The organism is Lentilactobacillus kefiri, from assembly GCF_009739535.1.
Taxonomy (GTDB): Bacteria; Bacillota; Bacilli; order Lactobacillales; family Lactobacillaceae; genus Lentilactobacillus; species Lentilactobacillus kefiri.
Map to the genome: position 1 here is coordinate 2,121,265 of NZ_CP029971.1, position 21,151 is coordinate 2,142,415.

Here is a 21,151-nt window from a genome sequence, read left to right on the forward strand (position 1 = left end):
TTCATGATGCAATTACATAAAGTCTAAAGGCTCATTATCAATCGCAATTTGAATGCCCTGGCGCTGATTCTTTTGTGATTGAACCAAGACATCGTCCAAAGTTGCTTTGAGAGTGGGTTCCTTACGATATTTTATAATAATTTGATAATAATACCGGTTGTTAATTCGGGTAATCGTTTTTGGCGTTGGCCCTAAAATAATGGCTTTCGGAGATAAATTTTTCTTGAGAAAATTCATGATCCCAAACATTTCCGAAGCCGTTTGATTCTCACTGGGAGAATTTCCAGTGAGCTTAACCGTGTAATAATATGGTGGATATTTACCCTCGTGTCTAACCCGCATTTCGGTGGCATAAAACTTCTCATAGTCTTGCGTCTGGGCAAGCCGAATGGCGTAGTGATCAGGGTTAAACGTCTGAATGATGACTTCACCAGTCTTATCAGCCCGTCCCGATCGGCCTGACACCTGAGTTAAAAGCTCAAATGTCCGCTCACTGGATCTGAAATCAGGAAATTGCAAAGCTGAGTCGGCGTTTAAAACACCTACCAGGGTAACTTCCGGGAAGTCCAGGCCCTTGGCGATCATTTGGGTTCCTAACAGGATATCTGCCTTGTGAGCACCAAATTTATCAATAATGGCCTCATGGGAGCCCTTCTTTCGGGTTGTATCAACATCCATGCGCAAAACTCGGGCCGTTGGAAACATATTCTTGACCTGCTCTTCGAGTTGTTGACTGCCCATGCCATAGAAACGGATTCGTTTACTGTGACACTTCGGACACATCGTCGGAATCGGCTCTTTATGGCCACAGTAATGGCAATTGAGCGTATGGGTATCTTTGTGCATCGTCAGTGAAATATCACAGTTGGGGCATCGGGGAACGTAACCGCAATCCCGACACATCAGGAATGCCGAATAGCCCCGCCGATTTAGCAAAAGAATAATTTGTTCGTGCTTGTCCAAACGGTCCTGAATGGCATCAGCCAGCTGGGTTGACAATGCACTTTGGTGTTTTGCCATTTCAGTTTTCATATCAACAATTGAAACGTGCGGCAAAGCATGACGGTTGATTCGATGTGGCAGGCTGAGCAATGTATAAACACCCTTCATTGCCCGTGCACGGGATTCCAGAGACGGCGTGGCACTTCCCAACACAACCGGACAATGATTGTAAGCTGCCCGCCATTTGGCAACATCCCGGGTTTGGTACCTGGGATTGTCAGCTTGCTTATAACTGCTGTCATGTTCCTCATCCATGATAATTAAGCCGATATTCTTTAGGGGTGCAAATACGGCTGAACGAACGCCTACGACCACTTTGGCCTTGCCCCGGTTAATCCGCTGCCATTCATCATAGCGTTCACCATTGGACATGGCACTGTGCAGCATTGCTACCTGATTGCCAAATCGACTACGGATTCTGCCGACTATTTGAGGCGTTAAGGTAATTTCGGGTACCAGCATTAAAGCGGTTCTTCCCATTTCAAGTGCATGGGCAATTGATTGAAGATAAACCTCCGTTTTGCCGGATCCTGTGACACCTTCAAGTAAGAATACCTGATCTTTTTTACTTGAAATGGCGTGGTTAACCGATTCCACTGCTTTTTGCTGATCAGGATGCAATTTAAATGGTTGACTAGGCTTTACCGGTCGTAAAAACGGATTTCGGACATGGCGTTTTAAAGTCGCCGTTACCCAGCCCTTCTTTTCAGCACCTTTAAGGGTACTCGACGTAACCCCCATCGATTCCCATTTTGATACCAGAAAAGCATCTTTTGAATGGCTTTTCAGGAGATTCAACAGTTTAATTTGGCCAACCGCATTTTTTCGAACCGTTTTAAGTGCATCGGCTATCTGTTGATCATCAAGGTTGCCTTGATATGCCTTTAACATGATCGGCTTGGAATGGTTGGTTAAATCATACTCAACGGAAATGTCACCATTTTTTTGAAGCTTAAGAATTGTTGATAAACTTTGATTATCAAAATTTTGTCGATCATAGTCAACAACCCGTTGGCCATGGAAAATGGCCGGATACTGGTCACAAATCTGTTGGCTTGTCGCTATCAATTTCTTTTTGTTCTTTGTCCGCATCCCACCAGGCAGCATGGTCTGCAGACAGCTGATTTTAAACGAATATGTCTGATCCGCCATCCATGCAGCTAAATCAAGCAGTTCAGGATTAATGACCGGATATAAATCAATTAAATCCGAAATTGGCTTGAGTTTACCTTCAAAGCTGGACTTATCCGAAATTCCAACAACAAAACCGGTAATTTTCCGGTTGCCAAAAGGAACCTGAACCCGCATGCCCGGTTGAATTTGATCAGCTAAATTATCCGGAATAGCATAGCTAAACGGACTGTTGGTTTGACGTGTTGGCACGTCAACAATGACTTGAGCAACCTGCAAAGCGGATCCTCCTTTCATTTATTCTTGAAATTCGTTTGAAATAATACTGATTAATTTTGTAGCAATCTTTTGCTTACTTTCAATGGGAGTCTTAACTTTTCTCCCATCAGCAAATAAGAACGTGACTTGGTTGTTGTCGGCATTAAAGCCGATACCAGCTTGAGAAACGTCATTGGCAACGATGAGGTCAAGCTTCTTTGACTTGATTTTCTTCTCAGCATTGGCAATTAAATCATTGGTTTCAGCAGCAAACCCGGTTACAAATTGGCCGGGTTTCTTAATAGAAGAAACTTCTTTTAAAATGTCTGGATTTCTAACCAGCTTCAATGTCATTGTTTCATTGTCAGCAGTTTTTTTAATTTTTTTATCAGCAACCGTGGCAGGTCGATAATCTGCAACGGCGGCAGCCATCACGAGAATGTCGGCATCCCGAAACTGTTCCTTAACTGTTTTTAGTAATTCTGAGGCTGTTTCAACTTGGATAACATGAAGATCTGTTGGAATGGTCTTCAATGGATTGGCAGCAATTAAGGTAACTTCTGCGCCGGCATTTTTGGCCGCTTCAGCAACTGCAAACCCCATTTTTCCAGATGAATGATTGGTGAGGTATCGAACAGGGTCTAAAGGCTCACGAGTTCCACCAGCGGTGACCACAACTTTTTTGCCTGCCAAAGACTGACCGTTTGAACTAAACGAGTGATCAACCCAGTCTAAAATGTCCTTTGGTTCAGGCATTCGGCCTTTACCGGAATAGCCTTCTGCTAAAAAGCCTTCTGCCGGATCCATGACATGAATGCCGGCGTCTTTTAAAACCGTTAAATTATGCTGGGTGGCAAAATTGCTTAGCATGTGCGTATTCATAGCCGGAACGACAAACACTGGTGTCGACATGGTCAATAAAGTCGAGCTGACAACATTGTCAGCTATCCCATTAGCCATCTTGGCAATCGTATTTGCCGATGCCGGCGCAACAATTGCTAAATCACTTGTGTCCGCGATGCTTACGTGGGGGATGATTGTCGGATCGCTGCTGGTAAAATCATTCGTTAATACATGATTCTTGCTGACAGTTTGGAAAGCTAAAGGTGTCACAAATTTCTGGGCAGCTTCACTCATAATGACGTGAACCTGATTGTGATTTTTCACCAGTTGCCGAACCAATGTCAATGATTTGTATACAGCAATGCTTCCAGTGACGAACACCGCAACATTCTTGTTTTCAAACATTCTTTCACCCCGTTTCAGATTTCATCTTTTATTGTACCAAATCTGAGGCAGATAAAAATAAGAAGCACTCTAAAAATTGGCGTAAGTCCGATATTCATCAAAGAATACAGTCAACGTGAAAAAAGGACTGAAGGCAAAACATCTGTTTTGCTCCAGTCCTTTCATTTTCAAATGTTATTCAAAATCTTTTCCCTTAGGATCAATCTTTAATACGCCGGCAGCGATTTCTTCCAACGCCTTACCAACGGATTTTTGAGATTTGTAGCTATCAAGCAATGGTTTTGCGCCTGCGTCCAATTCATGGGCCCGTTTGCTTGCCAATGCAATCAATGAGTAACGGGAATCGATTTGATCTAATAATTTATCAACGGATGGGTAAAGTAACATATTATTTATCTCCTAACATTGATTCATAATCGGGCATTACCCGAGCAACTTTTAATCGTTCACTTCTAATAATTGACTTGATTCGGTCAACAGCCAAAGGAACCTTGTCGTTTAAAACAGCATAATCATAATTTCGCATCATGCTGATTTCGCCAACAGCTTTTTTGATTCGCTTATTAATGACATCCATCTTGTCAGTTCCACGACCAACCAGACGATGCTTAAGTTCCATCAGATCTGGTGGGGTCAAAAAGACAAAGACAGCATCAGGAACGTTTGCACGAACCTGCATAGCACCATTAACTTCGATTTCAAGAAAAACATCTTTGCCGGATTCCAATGTTTCATTAACATATTTTAAAGGCGTGCCATAGTAGTTGTCAACATACTTGGCGTATTCAAGCATTTCACCATTTTGAATGTTTTCTTCAAACTGTTCTTTAGAAACAAAATAATAATCGACACCGTTTTTTTCACCAGGGCGCGGTTTTCTAGTCGTCATTGAAGTCGAATATTCAAAATCAACATCCGGTTCCTCGAATAACGCTTTTCGTACCGTTCCTTTACCAACTCCGGACGGTCCTGATAAAACAATTAACATTCCTCTTTTAGCCATCGATAAAATCCCTTCAATTATTTGTAGTACCCATTATTATCGCCCTTTTTGGGTTGTTTGACAAGTCCTGGACGCTGATTTAAGAAATTTAAGGTTAAGGGTTGCACATTCGAACGAATGTTCGTATAATGAAACCACAAACAAATGTTCGGGGTGAACAAAATGCAAAACAAACAATCTTACTTATCAGAAATTACCAGAACGTTCAAAAACAACTATGACCGTTTCTTCGAAATCGTTCGAAACACGCGACAGATTAAGCAAATGTCGACCTTCCAGATTAACTATTTCATTAAACAAACCCTTGATGAGGGCTTCCCTATCACAATCGAATTTAACGATCAGGACGAAGAACAGTCCGGCTATCTTTCCAAGATTTCGACAGATCGCTATATACTCAAATCTGATGATAATCGATTGACTCGGATTGTCAGAATCTCAGAAATAAAAGCAATCAAGAAATATTAGCTTCTGACTGGATCAATTAAATGATAAGCACCAACACAATCAACGTGTTGGTGCTTTTTTTATGCTTGAATCTTTTTCTTCTCATCATCTGCCAGGCGAATCAATTCACCGGCATGTTCTTTGGTTAATTTAGTAATGGCAGTTCCAGACAACATTCTGGAAATTTCCGCAACACTTTGAGCTGCGTTGAGCTCAGTAATGGTTGTGGTTGTCCGGTTGTGGCTGATTTGCTTTTCAATAAAGTAATGATGGTCACTCATAGCCGCCACTTGTGGAAGATGCGTAATGCACAAGACTTGGGACTTTTGAGAGATGGTGTATATCTTGTTCCCAATTGCTTGAGCAACTCGACCGGACACGCCGGTATCAACTTCATCAAAGATAATTGATGTAACGCCGGCCGCTTTGGCAAACATGGTCTTTAACGCTAACATAATCCGGGATAATTCACCACCGGATGCGGATTTGACTAGCGGCAGCATTTTTTCTCCTGGATTGGTCTGAATATAGAATTCAACTTTATCAGCGCCTAAACGATTAAGCGTTCGGTTTTGCTGGATATTAACTTCAAAAACCGCCTTATCCATATACAGATCTGATAATTGTTTATGAACGGCTTTTTCAAGCTTTTTGGCCCACTTTTGTCGAATCTTGGTGATTTGGGTGGCGGCCTTAATCAAATCAGCCTTGATGGCAGCAAGCTGCTTATCAAGGTCATCGTTAGCCGCAGCATCCCCTGACATCTGCTTCAATTCATGCTTGATTTTGGCAAGATACTCCAAAATCTGGGAGACGGAATCACCATATTTATGCTTTAGCTGATAAATCGTGTTTAATCGCTGCTGAACCTGGTCTAATCGGTCCTGGTCAAATTCAAGGTTGCTTAACTGATCAGATATTTGACTGGCGACATCTTGAAGGGCAAAGAACGCCCCCGAAAGATTATCTGAAATTTGCTTAAATTCCGGATCAAGATCCTCTATATCTTGCATTGAGCTCATTGCTGATCCGATCGAGTCTATTGATCCACTGGCATCTTCATCACCGTTAATACCCTCATAACTGGCTAGAAGAGCGTCGTGAATTTTCTGGAAATTATTTAATCGATCTCGTTCGGCAACTAAATCTGTATCTTCATTTGCATGAAGGTCCGCTGCTTCAATTTCTTTGATTTGAAATTTCAGCATGTCGACTCTTTGGGCCCACTCTTTTTCATTTTGGTGCTTTTTCTCGTTAAGGTTTCGCAATTTGATAAATTGATCATACTTTTCCTGATAACTTTGTAGGATCGGTGTCAATTCATCTTCGGCAAAATCATCCAACAACTGGATATGACGTTCAGGACGCATTAACTCCTGATGATCGTTTTGACCCTGAATGTCCACAATTGTCTCGCCAATTCGCTTTAAAGTAGCAATGTTAACCATAATGCCGTTTACCCGGGAGCTATTTCGACCGTTTGCAAAAATGACACGTTCAATGATAACGTTGCTGTCACTGTGATCAATCCCAAGATCATCAAGGACACTATATGTAGGATTATCTTCGTGAAGGATAAAGTTTCCTTGGATAACAGCTTTAGAGGCTCCGGTCCGAATAAGGTCATGTGACCCTCGTCCGCCAACCAAAAGCCCCACGGCATCAATAATAATCGATTTACCAGCACCGGTTTCACCAGTTAAGACAGTCATCCCCGACTGGAAATCGATATCCAAATGTTCAATTATTGCAAAATCAGTAATTGATAATTCAAGTAACATGGATTAAACCTCTCAATGATTATTAATCAGTGCCCAACATGCCATTAATCTGATTTCTGACGTTAAGGGCATCTTCTTCGGTTTTGCCAATAATTAAGACAGTATTGTCATCACCGATGGTGCCAAAAATACCACTATAGTTCATTTGATACATCAGACTGGATATAACCGGCCCACTGCCGGGAAGAACTTTCAAGAAAACCAGTTTGTCCTGAGAATCGACAGATACAAACGAATCGCGAATCGTTTGGACCAACTTTTTTTCTGTGTCAATATTTTTCCGGGTTGGCAGGCTGTATCGATACCCCCCGGTAACAGAAGGTACTTTGACCAGCTGCATATCTTTAATATCTCTGGAAACCGTCGCTTGAGTCACTTTGATTCCCTGTTTATCCAAAAGAGCAACAAAGTCTTCCTGTCTTTGAATATTATTACTTGTAAGTAGTTGTTTGATGAGTCTTTGGCGTTCTTTTTTGCGCATGAAATACACCCCCAACAATTAATTGAATAAAAATACAGGTTATGATCCCTTTAACTCAGAATAAGCGTTTTCAATGACTTTTTCAATCGAAACATTTGGTGACATGACGGGTTCATCAACGGATTCCAACTCAACTAGAAATTCGATGTTCCCTGCACCACCCTTAATAGGTGAAAAATCAAGGTTTTGAACGGAATAGCCATTGGCGACCGCAAAGTTTAAAATCTTTTCCAAAACCATTTTATGAACAGCTGGATCTTTAACAATTCCGTGCTTGCCGACGTTTGATTTTCCCGCTTCAAACTGCGGTTTAATCAATGCAACAACGTGGCCGTTCTTTTTTATGATGCTTTTCAATGGCGGAAGAATGAGTTCCAGTGAAATAAACGACACGTCAATTGAAGCAAATTCTGGTTGGCCTTTGGTAAAGTCAGCCAGTTTACTATATCTAAAATTGGTGTGTTCCATGACGACCACTCGAGGATCTTCACGGAGTTTCCAAACCAACTGGTTGCTGCCAACATCCAAGGCATAACTCATTTTAGCTCCGCTTTGGAGCATGACATCCGTAAACCCACCAGTTGATGATCCGATATCCAAAACAGTTAAACCTTTAACATCCAAATGGAAAACCTTTAAAGCTTTTTCCAATTTCAAGCCACCACGGCTGACATATGGCATTGGTTTGCCTTTTAAATGTAAATCGGTATCCACTGGAATCTTTGTTCCCGGCTTATCCAAGCGTTCTTCGTTATCACCCAGAATTTCACCAGCCATAACAGCCCGCTTGGCTTTTTCTCGGGTGTCAAACAATCCCTGGGTAACTAGTAATACATCGACTCGTTGCTTTTCCATACTATTTCTCGTCCTTATTTTTAAAATAACTGGTAAAATCGTTCAACAAACTGGTATCAATTGATAAATCTCGCCCAGCCTGGCTTAGCGCATCCTGAGCAGCCTTTACCGTTTTATGAAGCATTTCATAGGACTTATCCAAACCCAACAAATTTGGATAAGTATTTTTGCCGGCATCTTGATGAACCGGCTTGCCAATCTGGGCTTCAGTTCCCACGATATCAAGAATATCGTCGTAGATCTGGTAGGCTTCACCAAATTTTTCTGCGAATGTCAACATTGCCTGACGCTTTTCGGGGATCACCCGACCCATAATCAAGCTGGCTTCAACCGCGTACCGAATTAAAGCGCCGGTTTTATTTTGGTCTAATTTTTGAAGGCCTTCAAGTGGCAGACGGGTTCCTTCAAATTCAATGTCATCAGCTTGACCAGAAACCATGCCGTGCGGTCCGGCAGCTTTAGCAAGGGCCAAAACCAATTCAGCTTGGGTCTCACTGTCCAGATCATTGTCGACTAACCATTGGAAAGAAAGCGGCTGAAGACCGTCCCCAGCCAAGGTTGCCATTCCAGCACCAAATTTAACGTGGTTGGTTGGCTTTCCCCGGCGAAGGTTATCGTTATCCATTGCTGGTAAGTCGTCATGAATCAAAGAATAGGAGTGCATTAGCTCAAGCGCACAACTTGTTTTTAAAATGGTGTGATCAATATTATCACCCAAACTTGTCAGGACCGCCAAGGTTAACAGTGGCCGCAATCGTTTGCCGCCAGCATTGACGGAATAACTCATCGCGTTAGTCAGCGTTTTCTGGTCAGTGTCTGGCGCAATTTCGTTTTCTAAGACTTGATTAATCTTAGGTACCCACAGGTTTTCAAACTCAGTCAGTTTGGTTCCCATCATTATCATCCTTCTTATCTTTGGAAGCCTCAAAATCAACTTCGTTGCCATCTTTATCCATCATTTTGGCCATTGTGTGTTCAGCCTTTGTCAGCGTGTCTTGGAGCTGTTCACTTAACTGAATACCCGTTTTGAATTTATCCATGGATTCTTCCAAGGAAACATTTCCCTGTTCGAGTTGATTAACGATGGTTTCCAATTCGTTCATTTTATCTTCAAAAGTTTTGTTATCTTGTTTGTCAGCCATTTTACTTCTCCTTATTCTGGTTAATTTTGTTGACCGATGCGTTTACCGTACCGTCGCTGAAATGAACATCGATTGTGGACGTTTTTAAATCAGCAACCCGTTTCACAAAATCACCTTTTTCATCCGTCGTATACGTATAGCCTCGACTGAGAATCTTTAACGGGCTTAGATGATCCAAAGACCCGACCAGCATTTGATAATGCTGTTTAACATTTCTCAGGTTTTGAGCCGATGCCCGATCAAGGCGTCCCTGCAGTGTCGATAATTTTTGCTGCTGTTCTTTTATCGTATACGTTGGTGCAACCAGCCGTAATCTTAACTTCAGGTCATTGAAGCGATCCTTGCGCTTACCAGTGATCTTGTTCGATTGGTTATACAAACGTTGCGTCAGCAAATCCAGGCGTTGTGAGAACGTCTCATAGATCCGTTGCGGAGAGGTAAACACGGTTGACTGTTGAAGCCGCTTCAAACGCAGCTTATCTTCTTGAATCACTTGGTATGCCGCATTGATAATCCGATTTTGCGTGGTTTTAAGATCCACCAATACTTGATCCAACCGCGGAACAGCAAGCTCCGCTGCAGCAGTTGGTGTTGCGGCACGGACATCAGCAACCAGGTCGGCGATTGTTGTATCAGTTTCGTGACCAACAGAAGAAATAACGGGAATCTTGCTGGCAACAATTGCTCTGGCAACATTTTCCTCGTTAAATGGCCACAAATCCTCAATTGAACCACCACCACGGCCAACAATCAAAGTATCGAAAGTGCCGTTTTGGTTAACCCGTTCAATTTGTCTGACAATATCAGTGCTGGCTTCAGTCCCCTGAACCAGGGCCGGAAACAGAACAATTTGGGCGATTGGGTATCTTCTTCGGACCGTCGTAATAATGTCACGAATGACAGCTCCACTGGGAGAAGTCACAACCGCGATCCGTTTAGGGAACTGTTTTAATGGCTTCTTAGGTAAGTTAAATAAGCCTTCTTGGGACAACTTTTTCTTAAGCTGTTCATATGCTTGATAAAGTTGACCAACGCCATCGGGTTCCATTTGTTCAACGTAGATTTGATAACTGCCACTGGGTTCGTAGACGGAGATATGCCCGACAACGAGTACTTTCATTCCTTCTTCGGGAGTGAACTTGATTCGATTGAACGCGGATTTGAACATAATTGCGCTGATCTTGGCGTTGTCATCTTTTAAACTAAAGTATTGATGGGCATTCGGCCGTAACCTGAAATTGGAAATTTCACCAGTCAGGTATACCTTAGATAGATACGGATCTACGTCAAATTTCCTTTTTATATATTTTGTTAAGGCGCTGACGGTTAAATAATCATTTGCCACGTTCAAGGCTCCATTCTGCCAGATCGACTGTTTGCTGCATTAAGGTTGCGATGGTCATTGGACCAACCCCACCTGGAACAGGGGTGATGTACGAAACTTTATCCAATAAGTCGGCGTAGTCGGTATCACCAACCAGATGGCCTTCTTCATTGATGTTTTGACCGACGTCAATGACAACCGCACCAGGCTTGACATCGTCTTTGGTAACCGTGTGGAGACTTCCGGTAGCTGAAACAATGATGTCAGCATTCTTAGTGTATTCAGTAATATCTTTAGTTAATAAGTGCAGGATTGAAACACTGGCACCGGCATTTAACATTAAGGCTGCCATTGGTTTCCCAACAATTGCACTTCGACCGATCATCACAGCATTTTTACCCTTTAAATTAATGTTGTATTCTTTAAACATTGTCATGACACCCTTGGGTGTGCAAGCAACGGGATAATTTGTTGAATCATCGAGATACAACTTGCCGACGTTAATAGGATGGAAACCATCAACATCCTTTTCAGGAAGAATTGCTCGAGTAATTTCTTTTTCATTGATTTGTTTAGGCAATGGATCTTGAACCAAGATACCGGTAATTTTTGGATTGTCATTATATTCTTGAACAATCTTCAATAACTCTGATTGCGAAATGGTGTCCGGCAACTGCCGAACAAGTGAGTAAATTCCAAGTCGCTTTGCAGTTCGATGCTTATTTCTAACATATCGTTCACTGGCCGGATCGGTCCCAACGATAATGACGACTAAACCAGGAGTGATTCCATTTGTATCTTGGAGTTTCTTAACCCTTAAACTTGTCTGCGAATTCAACTTTTTTGCCAGTGCTTTACCATCAATAATTGTTGCCATCTTAGAAACCGCTCCTTTGTATTTTCGTCTTAAATAAACATATGTACAAAAAAATAGATTTACACATGTGTAAATCTATTTTACCAGTTCTTCTAAAGCATGTGACAAAATCCCGTTAACAAATTTTCTTGAACGGTCGTCACTAAACTTTTTTGCGAGTTCAATTGCTTCGTTGATTGATACCTTGGCAGGCATATCATCTACATAAACCATTTCATAGATGGCAATCTCCAAGATAATCAGATCAGTTCTTGCAATTCGCTCGAGAGACCAACTGGAAGCTAAATACTTTTCAATTGTTTTATCGATTTCAGACTTGTGCTCCAAAACTCCTGAAATTAACTGATGCAAATATTCAGGATACTCATCACCGTATTTACCACTTGTCAAAACCTGAAAGAAATCTTTCCAGTCAGTTTGATCGTTGGTATTTAGGGCAAAAAGTGTTTGGAACGCAATTTCTCTAATTTGGTGTCGTGTTAATTCCACTAGTCCTCACCATTTTCTTCGTCGTCAGCAAACGGGTTATTCGGATCAACGGTACTGGTCGTCTTTTCCGGAATGACACCCTGAACATGGACATTTACCTCTGTGACCTTTAAACCAGTCATGAACAGCAATTGCTGTTCAACTTGACTTTGAATTTTCAACGCAACTTTGGGAACAGATACGCCATAATTCAAATAAACATAAACATCAACTGTCAATTCTTCGTTGGTATACGTTAAAGTGACACCTTTTCCATGTTCTTTTCTGCGGCCCAACAGTTCATTTACACTGTTGGAAAATGAACCGCTCATGCGGTTAACGCCATCAATTTGTGAAGTCGCTACCCCGGCAATAATTTCAAGAACATTAGGTGCAATTTCAATCTTGCCAAGTTTCGGATCATTTGAATGAAGAGTAATATTAGTGTCTTCAGCCATACTAAAGCCTCCGTTTCAGATCAATTGAAATACTATCCCCGTGAAATGTAAGTTCCGTCAGTTGTGTTGATAACCAACTTGTCGCCCTTGTTAACGAAGAATGGCACTTGTAAGGTTAAACCAGTGGTCATTGTTGCAGGCTTTGAGCCACCTGAAGCAGTGTCACCTTTGATGCCGGGTTCAGTTGAAGCAACTTCGAGAGTAACTGTGTTAGGGAGCTCAATACCCAAGGTTTCATTACCGTACTGGATAACTTGAACTTCCATGTTTTCTTGAAGATAGTTCAATTCACTTTTAATTTGTTCTTCAGGAATTGAAATTTGATCATAAGTATCCATGTCCATGAATACGTGTTGATCACCGTCTGCGTATAAGTATTGCATCTTACGGGTATCAATTTGTGCTTGTTCCATCTTAGCACCTGACCGGAATGTCTTTTCTTGAACGGCACCGGTACGAAGGTTCTTTAACTTAGAACGGACAAATGCGCCACCTTTACCAGGTTTAACATGTTGGAAACTTAAAATTCTCCAGATTGCGTTGTCAACCTCGATGGTTAATCCATTTTTAAAATCAGCAGTTGAAATTGCCATGATTGTTCCTCCTAAATGTGATGTAACATATATTGATTATATAATACTTTAAACCAAAATAGCCAATTAAAATGGCATCCTGATCTAGATAATTAAAAAGCTGGGATGCAAAACACGAGTTTTGTCCCAGCCTCTTTAATTAAAATATTGTGAGCTATTTAGCAGCTTCAGCAACTGGATAAACTGAAACCTGACGCTTGTCGCGTCCTTTTCTTTCGAAACGAACAACTCCATCAACTACTGCAAACAATGTGTCATCGTTACCACGCTTAACATTGTTTCCTGGGTAGATATGAGTTCCACGTTGACGATAAATGATTGATCCACTGTGAACTGATGATCCATCAGCAGCCTTTGTACCTAAACGACGACCAGCTGAGTTACGACCGTTGGCAGTTGATCCACCACCTTTATGGTGAGAGAAGAATTGTAAATTCATTGCTAACATAGGTTTACACCTCCAGATTAATTGATTTATTTCGCTGTATTTAACTTAATATACTTACTGTAGCTATCTGCTATATCAGCCATTCCATTCGCAAAGGTATTCAAAACTGCATCAGCTTGAATACTCTTCTTGGAATCGGTAACGACTGGCACATCAACTGATAGATAACCGCCATTTTTATCATCACTATCAACATCAACATCCAATCCAACAACCTCTTGGAGGCCGTTAACTGTTGTGATGCTGAGCACTGAAACTGCTGAACAGACAATATCTTGTCCGTATTCACCAGCATCGGCGTGTCCGGTAATTGTAAATCCGCTAACATGACCGCGATAACGCTTAATGGTAGCCTTAATCATATCAGTCACCTCAAAGTAAATTATGCCTTGATTGAATCAATAACAACTTTAGTATATGGTTGACGATGGCCCTTCTTTGAACGTGAGCCCTTCTTTGGTTTGTAACGGAAGATTGTAATCTTCTTTTGACGACCCTGCTTTTCAACAGTTCCAGTAACTGATGCGCCATCAACTAATGGTGTACCAACTTTAACTGAATCGCCGCCGACCATAACAACTTGATCAAAAGTAACCTTTGAGCCTTCGTCTGCGTTTAACTTTTCAACGTAGATTGCGTCGCCTTCGGACACTTTGTATTGCTTACCGCCTGTAGTAATAACTGCGTACATATCTTGTGCACCTCCTTATTAATTTGCTTAGACTCGCCGAGAACAAGCGCCCCAACACGTGTTGAGAACTTTCTAGCTTGAATCGAGCGGTTGTAGCTGTGGAAGCCACAATTACAACGTTACTAGTATACATAATCGCCGCCTGTTCGTCAATAGAAAGCTGAAAACCATAAAAAAACAACCGTTACTGGCGGCTGCTCTTTTATTTTCTTTGAGCTAAATGCTTGCCATTCTCCCCAATGGTTGTTGAAGAATCGGTAAAATACTGAATAATTCCACAAACTATGAAAATAAATACAATAAAAATTACAAATCCCACAACGTCCACCTCCTATTGATAGGACAGCTTTACGCTGAACAATTCTATTATCTTATTTTTTGTCAAGGGGTTCAAATTATTAGTGTAAAATGGCGAAAACTTTAATAAAAATGCAACATCTTTAAGGAATTCATAATGTTTTCGACGAAATAACCCAAATCCTTTGAATAAACATTGACTACCCCCTTAATATTTCATATAATTATTAGTGTTGATTTGTCGCAATAGCTCAGCTGGATAGAGCAACGGTCTTCTAAACCGTAGGTCGAGAGTTCGAATCTCTCTTGCGACACTAAAACAAAGCAAAATCCCGCTTACCTTTCTATTAAGGTAAACGGGATTTTTGTTTATGATGTTCGTTTGATGCACAAAATAAAGAGCCATCCAGGTCAATTTGACTTGGATGGCTCTTTCAATATAACAATTAATAATTATCGTCTTGGCGATCCTCATTGATTTTATTTTTACGGTTAAATGCGGTCACAATTTCTTCCTCGGTATAGCCAAAATCGACTAAGCCAAATTTTAAGAACAGTCGCCACGAATGGCTGAAGCTATCACCGCTGTGGTTAAAGTAGGCATCAAACAGCATCCGCTTAAGTGCCAAATACTGTTTGTCCAAGTTATCCTCTTTTTTGAATTTCTTGATTTTATCCAAATCTTTTTCTGAATTCAAAATAACGTGATTCCAATTCTTCAGGTTGGAAATCAAGAGGTAGAAGTCCATTGCATCGACATACTCATAAAGCAATGTCTCCCGCGGAGTCTTGTCCGGATCACTTTTGCCTCGATGGATTTTCCAAACTTTAAACCACTCTGAGGTATTGGCCATTTCGGCTAATTCAACATCCAAAGCGACAAAAGCATTCTTTACCCGGCCATCGTTTGACCAGTGAAGTTGTTTTTTTGACTCGATTTGCCGGTTCAAATAAACTGATGAGGCAATCAGTGCTTGTAAATCCATTGCTAACTCCTATCCAAAAACAATTTTGTTTGAAAGAATATCCAACTGCTTTTTATTGTTAAGGTACCAATCCTTGATAAATGGATAATCCAAAAGCAGGTTAAGCCAGCTTTCCTGCTGATCATTATCGTGAATCGTAGCTCCCCACTTTGGACGGTCGTCGTCACCGGCATTATAAACAGTGAGCTTGGTATCGTTATCCAACGTTAATGCAGCGCCGCCATTCTGACCAGACATCAGGATATATTGATTATCAGCTGATTTAACGAACAATTCATCCAAAATTGGTTCTGGAATTTCACCAGCAGCAAATTCATAGAATTCACCATTAACCCCATCGAGGACATTAAAGTCAATCTTGAAGCCAAAGGTCTCTTTGAGAACTTGAGCAGCTTGAATCATGACTTGTAGTGCTTGCTTGATGGCGGAAACGTCCAGTCCCTCAAGATCAACAACAAAGTATTCGATTAATGAAGTTCCATGGAACATCAATTCCTTGTTCTTAAGATTGAGATAGAACAGAGGCCGATTATGAGCTGTTGGCCCAAAGAAGAAGCCGGATTCATTTTTGGTAGATTTGGTGAAAGTAAATGTGTTATCACCCAGTGAACCAAACGTACACAGCAGCTTCTGGACATTTTCAGCATTCGAAATGGTAAATCCATTGGCATTATCAGAGAGCTTCAACAAACGTTCGAGAAAGATCAGTTGAACGTCTTCATCTGAAAATTGATGTGGAAATTCGACAAAATCAGTGTTGAGTCGATAATTGGTTAATTGAACCGCTGCAGCCAATAAATCATTTAATTCTTTGGTTGTATTGAGACTTTCAAATGCATCAACATACTTCGATCCGTTATCCAATCCGGTTTGAATCGCATTGGTATAATTCTTTAAAAGCTCGGTTGTGGTTAAAACCTGCTTTTCAGTTTCATTATTTTCATTACTCACCGTCAGTCACCTGCGTTTCTTTGCTCAAGCTCTGCAAGTATTTGGCGTACAAGTTGTTATTGTTATCAATAAATGCTTCAAAACTGCCAAACGAAGCCCGAATGTTTTGTTTTTCCAAATTATAAATGGTCTCTTCTTTGGATAAAGCCAGAATTTGATTTTCGTTCTTTTTAATTTCAGCCCGGCCATCGGAAGCCTGTTCATCAATGTTGGTTAGCTCCAGCAAAGCATTTTGAAGTTGTTGATGTTCTTCCTTAACTTTTCCAGCTTCCCAAGGCATTGGTGACTTTGCTTCGTTTTCCTTGATTTGCTTTCGGATCTCTTCCTTACGCTGATCACGTTTGTTTTGATCTTCAATTAACTGCGTCAACTTTTCATTCTTTTGTCCCAATTCCTGCATTTGGTCATCATTGACACGCTTGTTTTGGGCTTCAAGTTCAAATGATTTTGCCAAGGTATTGTATTCGTCCTCAGCAAAATTGAATTGAACATTGATGGCATCCAGTTCACCAAACATGCGGTGATCCCACCAATTTCCGAAGTAAATATTGAATTTACCCAATTCAAATTCATGATAGTAAAAGAATGGATATGTAGTACCTAAATAATCAATTAACTTGTTGCTTAAGTGATGACTTAATTGGGCTTTTAAATCGGCAGCCAAGCCAAAGAAATTAGGCTTTGGCTGTTCAGGCTGCTCACCCTTTACTTCCGTTGCAAAACGGTTTGGATCCATTAATTCATAAACTTTTAAATCATTGCCATTTTTGATCGAGTCATTCAGGTCGGATAAATATTTTACCTTTTCAGTGAGGGCAGAAGATAAAATTGTATCGTTTTGGCTGAATGGATCGTTTTCAATTTTGTTATCCATAATATTGCCTCGTATTCCCCTTATTTATACACTTAATGTTATCTGAAAAACGTACATAAATAAAGGGCTAATCGCATTATTTATGAAAGATTTTCCAAAAACATTAGAAAATAATCCGTTAAAAGAAATTAAACAATGAAACCAACATAAAAAAAGACCAGATAATGAACTTATCTGGTCTTTTGAGAAAAACGTTATTTAATGACGTAAACGTTTTTATAGTTATAAGTAGCTCCGGCAGTATTGTAAATAATCCCTTTAACCTTGCTGCTTAACAAATTCTTGCTTGCAGATTGATACAACGGCGTTACGCCTTGGTTGTTGAGTAAGATGTTTTGGGCCTTGGTTAAATCATCAAACCGTTTGTCCTGGTTGCCGGCATCCGTAGTGGACGACGCCTTGATTAAACGATCGTATTCTTTATTGGACCATTGTGGGACGTTGCTTGGATTTCCGGAAGTTAAGATATTCAAGAAAGTAATTGGATCCGCAAAGTCAGCATACCAGTCACCCATGGTAACCTGATAATTATGCGATTTCTGACGGGCAAGCAATGTTTGGAATGGAATGTTGCTTAAATGAACTTTCAATCCAGGCAAATTCTTTTCCAGTTGCGACTGGAGATATTCGCTGACTTGTTTTTGAGCAAATTCATCGGAACTTAGTAGAGTAAAGCTCATCGATTTAATTCCCAATTCTTTGAGTCCCTGTTTCCAAAGGACTTTTGCTTGGCTTGGGTTATACTTCAAAGAATCCGGCTTTGCAGTCGTGGCAGTGAAATCTTTACCGGTTTTAGGATTGATGGCCAGTCCTTTTGACACAAAGCTTTGAGAGTTAAAGGAGCCGTCACCCAAGATCTTCTTGGTAAGTTGATCGCGGTTAATCGACATTGAAATGGCTTCTCTGATTTTTAAATTCTTAAACAGCTTCTTCTTTTGGTTAAACGCAAGGTAGTAGCAGCTTGAAGTCTCTCGAGTCACTAAATCCTTGTTGTTTTTCAAATTCTTGGCTAAAACGCCTGACAAGCCGACATACTGCAGTTTATCGGTCTTAAATTGGTTATATCCGGTTGATGGATCCTTAGTGACCTGATAGTGAAGCTTATCGAGCTTAACGTGCTTCTTATCCCAATATTTGGCGTTCTTGGCAAGGGTCCAGGTCATCCCGGTTCCGTTCCATTTGGTTAATTTAAATGGACCATTGTACGTAATGTCGGAACTTGATGTGCCGTACTTGTTGCCAAATTTTTCAACCACCTTTTGATTTTGTGGGAAAAACAGTGGGAATCCCAACAATAGCTTAAAGTACGGAATTTTCTTCTCTAATGTGACAACCAACTTATAATTGCCATCTGCTTTAATGCCTAAAGTGTTTGGCGACTTCTTGTTGGACTGAATTGCGTCAGCATTCTTAATTCCGGAAAACAGGTATCCGTATTGAGAGGCAGTCTTGGGATTGACCGTCCTCCGCCAGGAATAAACAAAGTCTTTGGCAGTTACCGGATCACCGTTGCTCCATTTAGCCCCTTTTCGTAAGTTAAAGGTGTATTGGAGGCCATCCTTGAAAACCTTGGTTTTTGTGGCCAAAGCATTGTTGATTTTGCTGTTTTTCCCAATCCGATACAAGCCTTCATCAACATTGTTCAGGACTTCGAAAGTTTGCACCGATGTCGTCTTGGACAAATCAACGGTTGAGAGTTCCGAGCTGACCCCGACTGTAAATTCCTGCTTATCGGCTAATTTCCCTGAACCGCTTTTTTGCGAGGAACAGCCGCTCAGTAGCAAAGCAAATGAGATTGTTAACCCAACTGTTAACACATGGTGATTGTTTAACATAGAAAGCACCCCTTACTAAAATTAGATTCCAACAAATAATGTTATATGTTCATGATATTTTGATGAGAATACTTTCGTATACAAAAAGCTCACAATCGTACACGACTTAGTGCACCACTGTGAGCTTTTTAAAGTACTATGCGCTCTTAACAAGTGCGTTTAATTAACTAATTAATTGATTAGTATTTTTCAAGGTATTGATCACGTTCCCAGCCAGATACTTGAGTACGGTATGAATCGTATTCAAGATTCTTAGCTTCGATGAAACTGTTGTATAGATGTTCGCCAAGTGCTTTCTTCATGGTTTCATCAGCTGACAAGTCCTTCAAAGCATTGTGCAATGTGTCAGGCAAGTTGGTGATGTGGCTCTTTTGACGTTCTTCAGCATCCATTCGGTAAATGTTCCGGTCGATACTGTGTTCTGGTTGAATCTTGTTACGCAAGCCATCAAGGCCGGCTTCCAAGACACATGCAATCGCAAGGTATGGATTGGCAGTTGGATCAACTGAACGAAGTTCCAAACGAGTTGAATTGCCACGAGCACTAGGAATACGAATAAGTGGTGAACGGTTTGAACCGGACCATGCAACGTAAACAGGTGCTTCATAACCTGGAACAAGACGTTTGTATGAGTTAACGATTGGGTTACATACCGCAGTGAATGAACGGGCATGCTTCAGCAAACCGCCTAAGAAGTAATAAGCTTCTTGAGAAATTTCAAGTTCGCCATCTTTGTCATAGAATGTGTTGCCCTTGTCGTTGAATAATGACATGTTCAAATGCATTCCTGAACCGTTGATACCGCTAAGAGGCTTTGGCATGAAGGTTGCGTACAAACCGTATTTACGAGCAACGGTCTTAACAACCAACTTGAATGTTTGAATGTTATCGGCAGCTGCCAAGGCATCGGCATACTTAAAGTCAATTTCATGTTGGCCGGGAGCAACTTCATGATGGGCAGCTTCAACATCAAAGCCCATTTCTTCAAGGGTTAAAACAATTTCACGACGGCAATTTTCACCCAAATCCATTGGGGCCATGTCGAAGTAACTTCCCTTATCGTTTAAGTGTAAAGTTGGTTCACCGTTTTCATCCATCTTGAACAAGAAGAATTCTGGTTCAGGACCAATGTTAAATGATGTGAATCCGGCTTTCTTCATGTCACCCAAGACACGGATGAGGTTGTTACGAGGATCGGCTGCATAAGGTTCGCCGTTTGGACGATAAACCTGACAAATAACTCGGGCAATCTTACCACGATCAGTACTCCATGGGAAGATCATCCATGTTGATAAATCAGGGTATAAGTACATGTCACTTTCTTCAATTCGAACAAAACCTTCGATTGAAGAACCATCAAACATTAATTTGTTATCGAGCAACTTATCTAATTGAGTGATTGGAACTTCAACATTTTTGATTGTTCCAAACAAATCAGTAAACATTAAACGTAAGAATTTAACGTCTTCGTCCTTTACCATGCTGCGAATATCATCTTTTGAATAATTATGCTTTGTAGCCATCTATCCATCGCTCCCATCAGTGATTTTATTTATTTAGATTATTCAAATTATTTGGATCATCAAATGACGAAGAAGGCGGCTTCAGTCCGCCGATGTTCAGAAACTCGTCTTCGAGAATCTTTCTGACATCACTGTCGGTCAGACCCTTTTCACGATTACGTTTCCGTTCATCTTCCAACTGAGTTTGCTTTTTGTAGACTTCTCTGATTCCGGAAATATTAAGACCATCGGCAAGATAATCCTTAATTTCCAAAAGCCGATCAACATCATTCAGTGAATACATTCGTCGATTGCCTTCATTTCGAAGGGGCTTAATCAACTCCTGTTCTTCATAATATCTGATTTGTCGTGCAGTCAAGTCAGTCAGCTTCATAACTGTTCCAATCGGCAAAACTGACATTGAACGCCGTAATTCCTTCTCTCGCATTTGTTCACCTCCTAAATCTTGTATTCATAATACCATTCAGATAACCAAAGT

24 protein-coding genes, 1 tRNA gene and 1 other annotated feature are annotated in these 21,151 nt (G+C 40.9%); of the genes, 2 read left to right on the forward strand and 23 right to left on the reverse strand.

Annotation, left to right across the window (positions count from 1 at the left end):
* Positions 1 to 12: 12 nt before the first annotated feature.
* The 4 genes from priA to gmk all read right to left on the reverse strand — a co-directional run bounded on the left by priA (position 13) and on the right by gmk (position 4,642).
* Positions 13 to 2,412 (reverse strand): primosomal protein N', encoded by a 2,400-nt coding sequence (priA, locus tag DNL43_RS10070; protein ID WP_057962233.1) that lies wholly within the window; start codon positions 2,410 to 2,412, stop codon positions 13 to 15.
* 18 nt (positions 2,413 to 2,430) lie between these two features.
* A complete protein-coding gene (coaBC, locus tag DNL43_RS10075) occupies positions 2,431 to 3,639 on the reverse strand; it encodes a bifunctional phosphopantothenoylcysteine decarboxylase/phosphopantothenate--cysteine ligase CoaBC (protein ID WP_057962232.1) in 1,209 nt (402 codons plus the stop codon).
* A 174-nt stretch (positions 3,640 to 3,813) separates the two neighbouring features.
* Positions 3,814 to 4,026: a DNA-directed RNA polymerase subunit omega gene (gene rpoZ, locus DNL43_RS10080; RefSeq protein WP_054769426.1), complete on the reverse strand. Its 213-nt coding sequence runs from the start codon at positions 4,024 to 4,026 to the stop codon at positions 3,814 to 3,816.
* Position 4,027: 1 nt separating this feature from the next.
* Entirely contained in the window at positions 4,028 to 4,642 is a 615-nt protein-coding gene (gene gmk, locus DNL43_RS10085) for a guanylate kinase (protein WP_057822642.1), read from the reverse strand.
* A 162-nt stretch (positions 4,643 to 4,804) separates the two neighbouring features.
* Here gmk and DNL43_RS10090 point away from each other — a divergent pair, with 162 nt between their 5' ends.
* Positions 4,805 to 5,110 (forward strand): hypothetical protein, encoded by a 306-nt coding sequence (locus DNL43_RS10090; protein ID WP_054769427.1) that lies wholly within the window; start codon positions 4,805 to 4,807, stop codon positions 5,108 to 5,110.
* Positions 5,111 to 5,169: 59 nt separating this feature from the next.
* Here the strand turns inward: DNL43_RS10090 and recN are convergent, their stop codons facing one another.
* The 13 genes from recN to rplU all read right to left on the reverse strand — a co-directional run bounded on the left by recN (position 5,170) and on the right by rplU (position 14,207).
* Entirely contained in the window at positions 5,170 to 6,870 is a 1,701-nt protein-coding gene (gene recN, locus DNL43_RS10095; RefSeq protein WP_057962231.1) for a DNA repair protein RecN, read from the reverse strand.
* A 22-nt stretch (positions 6,871 to 6,892) separates the two neighbouring features.
* Positions 6,893 to 7,351: an arginine repressor gene (locus tag DNL43_RS10100; RefSeq protein WP_057962230.1), complete on the reverse strand. Its 459-nt coding sequence runs from the start codon at positions 7,349 to 7,351 to the stop codon at positions 6,893 to 6,895.
* 39 nt (positions 7,352 to 7,390) lie between these two features.
* A complete protein-coding gene (locus tag DNL43_RS10105; RefSeq protein WP_057962229.1) occupies positions 7,391 to 8,206 on the reverse strand; it encodes a TlyA family RNA methyltransferase in 816 nt (271 codons plus the stop codon).
* Position 8,207: 1 nt separating this feature from the next.
* Positions 8,208 to 9,101: a polyprenyl synthetase family protein gene (locus DNL43_RS10110; protein WP_095344913.1), complete on the reverse strand. Its 894-nt coding sequence runs from the start codon at positions 9,099 to 9,101 to the stop codon at positions 8,208 to 8,210.
* Entirely contained in the window at positions 9,082 to 9,348 is a 267-nt protein-coding gene (locus tag DNL43_RS10115; RefSeq protein ID WP_054769428.1) for an exodeoxyribonuclease VII small subunit, read from the reverse strand. The genes DNL43_RS10110 and DNL43_RS10115 overlap by 20 nt, the downstream gene beginning before the upstream one ends.
* A 1-nt stretch (position 9,349) precedes the next feature.
* Positions 9,350 to 10,693 carry an exodeoxyribonuclease VII large subunit gene (gene xseA, locus DNL43_RS10120; RefSeq protein ID WP_057962227.1) on the reverse strand — a complete coding sequence of 448 codons (1,344 nt, stop codon included), beginning with the start codon at positions 10,691 to 10,693 and terminating at the stop codon, positions 9,350 to 9,352.
* Positions 10,683 to 11,549, reverse strand: coding sequence for a bifunctional 5,10-methylenetetrahydrofolate dehydrogenase/5,10-methenyltetrahydrofolate cyclohydrolase (locus DNL43_RS10125; RefSeq protein WP_057962226.1), 867 nt, complete (start codon positions 11,547 to 11,549; stop codon positions 10,683 to 10,685). The genes xseA and DNL43_RS10125 overlap by 11 nt, the downstream gene beginning before the upstream one ends.
* A gap of 75 nt (positions 11,550 to 11,624) precedes the next feature.
* Positions 11,625 to 12,038 (reverse strand): transcription antitermination factor NusB, encoded by a 414-nt coding sequence (gene nusB, locus DNL43_RS10130; RefSeq protein WP_057962225.1) that lies wholly within the window; start codon positions 12,036 to 12,038, stop codon positions 11,625 to 11,627.
* Positions 12,038 to 12,475, reverse strand: a complete 438-nt coding sequence (locus DNL43_RS10135) for an Asp23/Gls24 family envelope stress response protein (RefSeq protein WP_054769429.1) — start codon at positions 12,473 to 12,475, stop codon at positions 12,038 to 12,040. The genes nusB and DNL43_RS10135 overlap by 1 nt, the downstream gene beginning before the upstream one ends.
* A 32-nt stretch (positions 12,476 to 12,507) precedes the next feature.
* The gene (efp, locus tag DNL43_RS10140; RefSeq protein WP_054769430.1) at positions 12,508 to 13,068 is read right to left on the reverse strand and encodes an elongation factor P; all 561 of its coding nucleotides are present in this window, start codon (positions 13,066 to 13,068) and stop codon (positions 12,508 to 12,510) included.
* Between the two features lie 154 nt (positions 13,069 to 13,222).
* A complete protein-coding gene (rpmA, locus tag DNL43_RS10145) occupies positions 13,223 to 13,516 on the reverse strand; it encodes a 50S ribosomal protein L27 (RefSeq protein ID WP_014940013.1) in 294 nt (97 codons plus the stop codon).
* Positions 13,517 to 13,542: 26 nt separating this feature from the next.
* Complete coding sequence (locus DNL43_RS10150) at positions 13,543 to 13,878, reverse strand: ribosomal-processing cysteine protease Prp (protein ID WP_054769431.1); 336 nt, start codon at positions 13,876 to 13,878, stop codon at positions 13,543 to 13,545.
* 20 nt (positions 13,879 to 13,898) lie between these two features.
* Positions 13,899 to 14,207, reverse strand: coding sequence for a 50S ribosomal protein L21 (rplU, locus tag DNL43_RS10155; protein ID WP_054769432.1), 309 nt, complete (start codon positions 14,205 to 14,207; stop codon positions 13,899 to 13,901).
* Between the two features lie 19 nt (positions 14,208 to 14,226).
* Positions 14,227 to 14,309 (reverse strand) — a sequence feature (ribosomal protein L21 leader region).
* 435 nt (positions 14,310 to 14,744) lie between these two features.
* Here rplU and DNL43_RS10160 point away from each other — a divergent pair.
* Positions 14,745 to 14,818, forward strand: a tRNA-Arg gene (locus tag DNL43_RS10160).
* A gap of 132 nt (positions 14,819 to 14,950) precedes the next feature.
* On the opposite strand, the gene DNL43_RS10165 is transcribed toward DNL43_RS10160, so the two are convergent.
* The 6 genes from DNL43_RS10165 to DNL43_RS10190 all read right to left on the reverse strand — a co-directional run bounded on the left by DNL43_RS10165 (position 14,951) and on the right by DNL43_RS10190 (position 21,100).
* Positions 14,951 to 15,490, reverse strand: coding sequence for a dUTPase (locus DNL43_RS10165; RefSeq protein WP_057962224.1), 540 nt, complete (start codon positions 15,488 to 15,490; stop codon positions 14,951 to 14,953).
* Between the two features lie 9 nt (positions 15,491 to 15,499).
* Complete coding sequence (locus DNL43_RS10170) at positions 15,500 to 16,441, reverse strand: hypothetical protein (protein ID WP_054769433.1); 942 nt, start codon at positions 16,439 to 16,441, stop codon at positions 15,500 to 15,502.
* Positions 16,434 to 17,315, reverse strand: a complete 882-nt coding sequence (locus tag DNL43_RS10175; RefSeq protein ID WP_054769434.1) for a hypothetical protein — start codon at positions 17,313 to 17,315, stop codon at positions 16,434 to 16,436. Before DNL43_RS10175 ends, DNL43_RS10170 begins: the two co-directional genes overlap by 8 nt.
* 194 nt (positions 17,316 to 17,509) lie before the next feature.
* On the reverse strand, positions 17,510 to 19,150 hold the full coding sequence (locus tag DNL43_RS10180) for a peptide ABC transporter substrate-binding protein (RefSeq protein ID WP_054769435.1): 1,641 nt from the start codon (positions 19,148 to 19,150) through the stop codon (positions 17,510 to 17,512).
* A gap of 179 nt (positions 19,151 to 19,329) precedes the next feature.
* On the reverse strand, positions 19,330 to 20,673 hold the full coding sequence (glnA, locus tag DNL43_RS10185) for a type I glutamate--ammonia ligase (protein WP_057962223.1): 1,344 nt from the start codon (positions 20,671 to 20,673) through the stop codon (positions 19,330 to 19,332).
* Positions 20,674 to 20,698: 25 nt separating this feature from the next.
* Positions 20,699 to 21,100, reverse strand: a complete 402-nt coding sequence (locus tag DNL43_RS10190) for a MerR family transcriptional regulator (protein ID WP_054769436.1) — start codon at positions 21,098 to 21,100, stop codon at positions 20,699 to 20,701.
* Between the last annotated feature and the right edge of the window lie 51 nt (positions 21,101 to 21,151).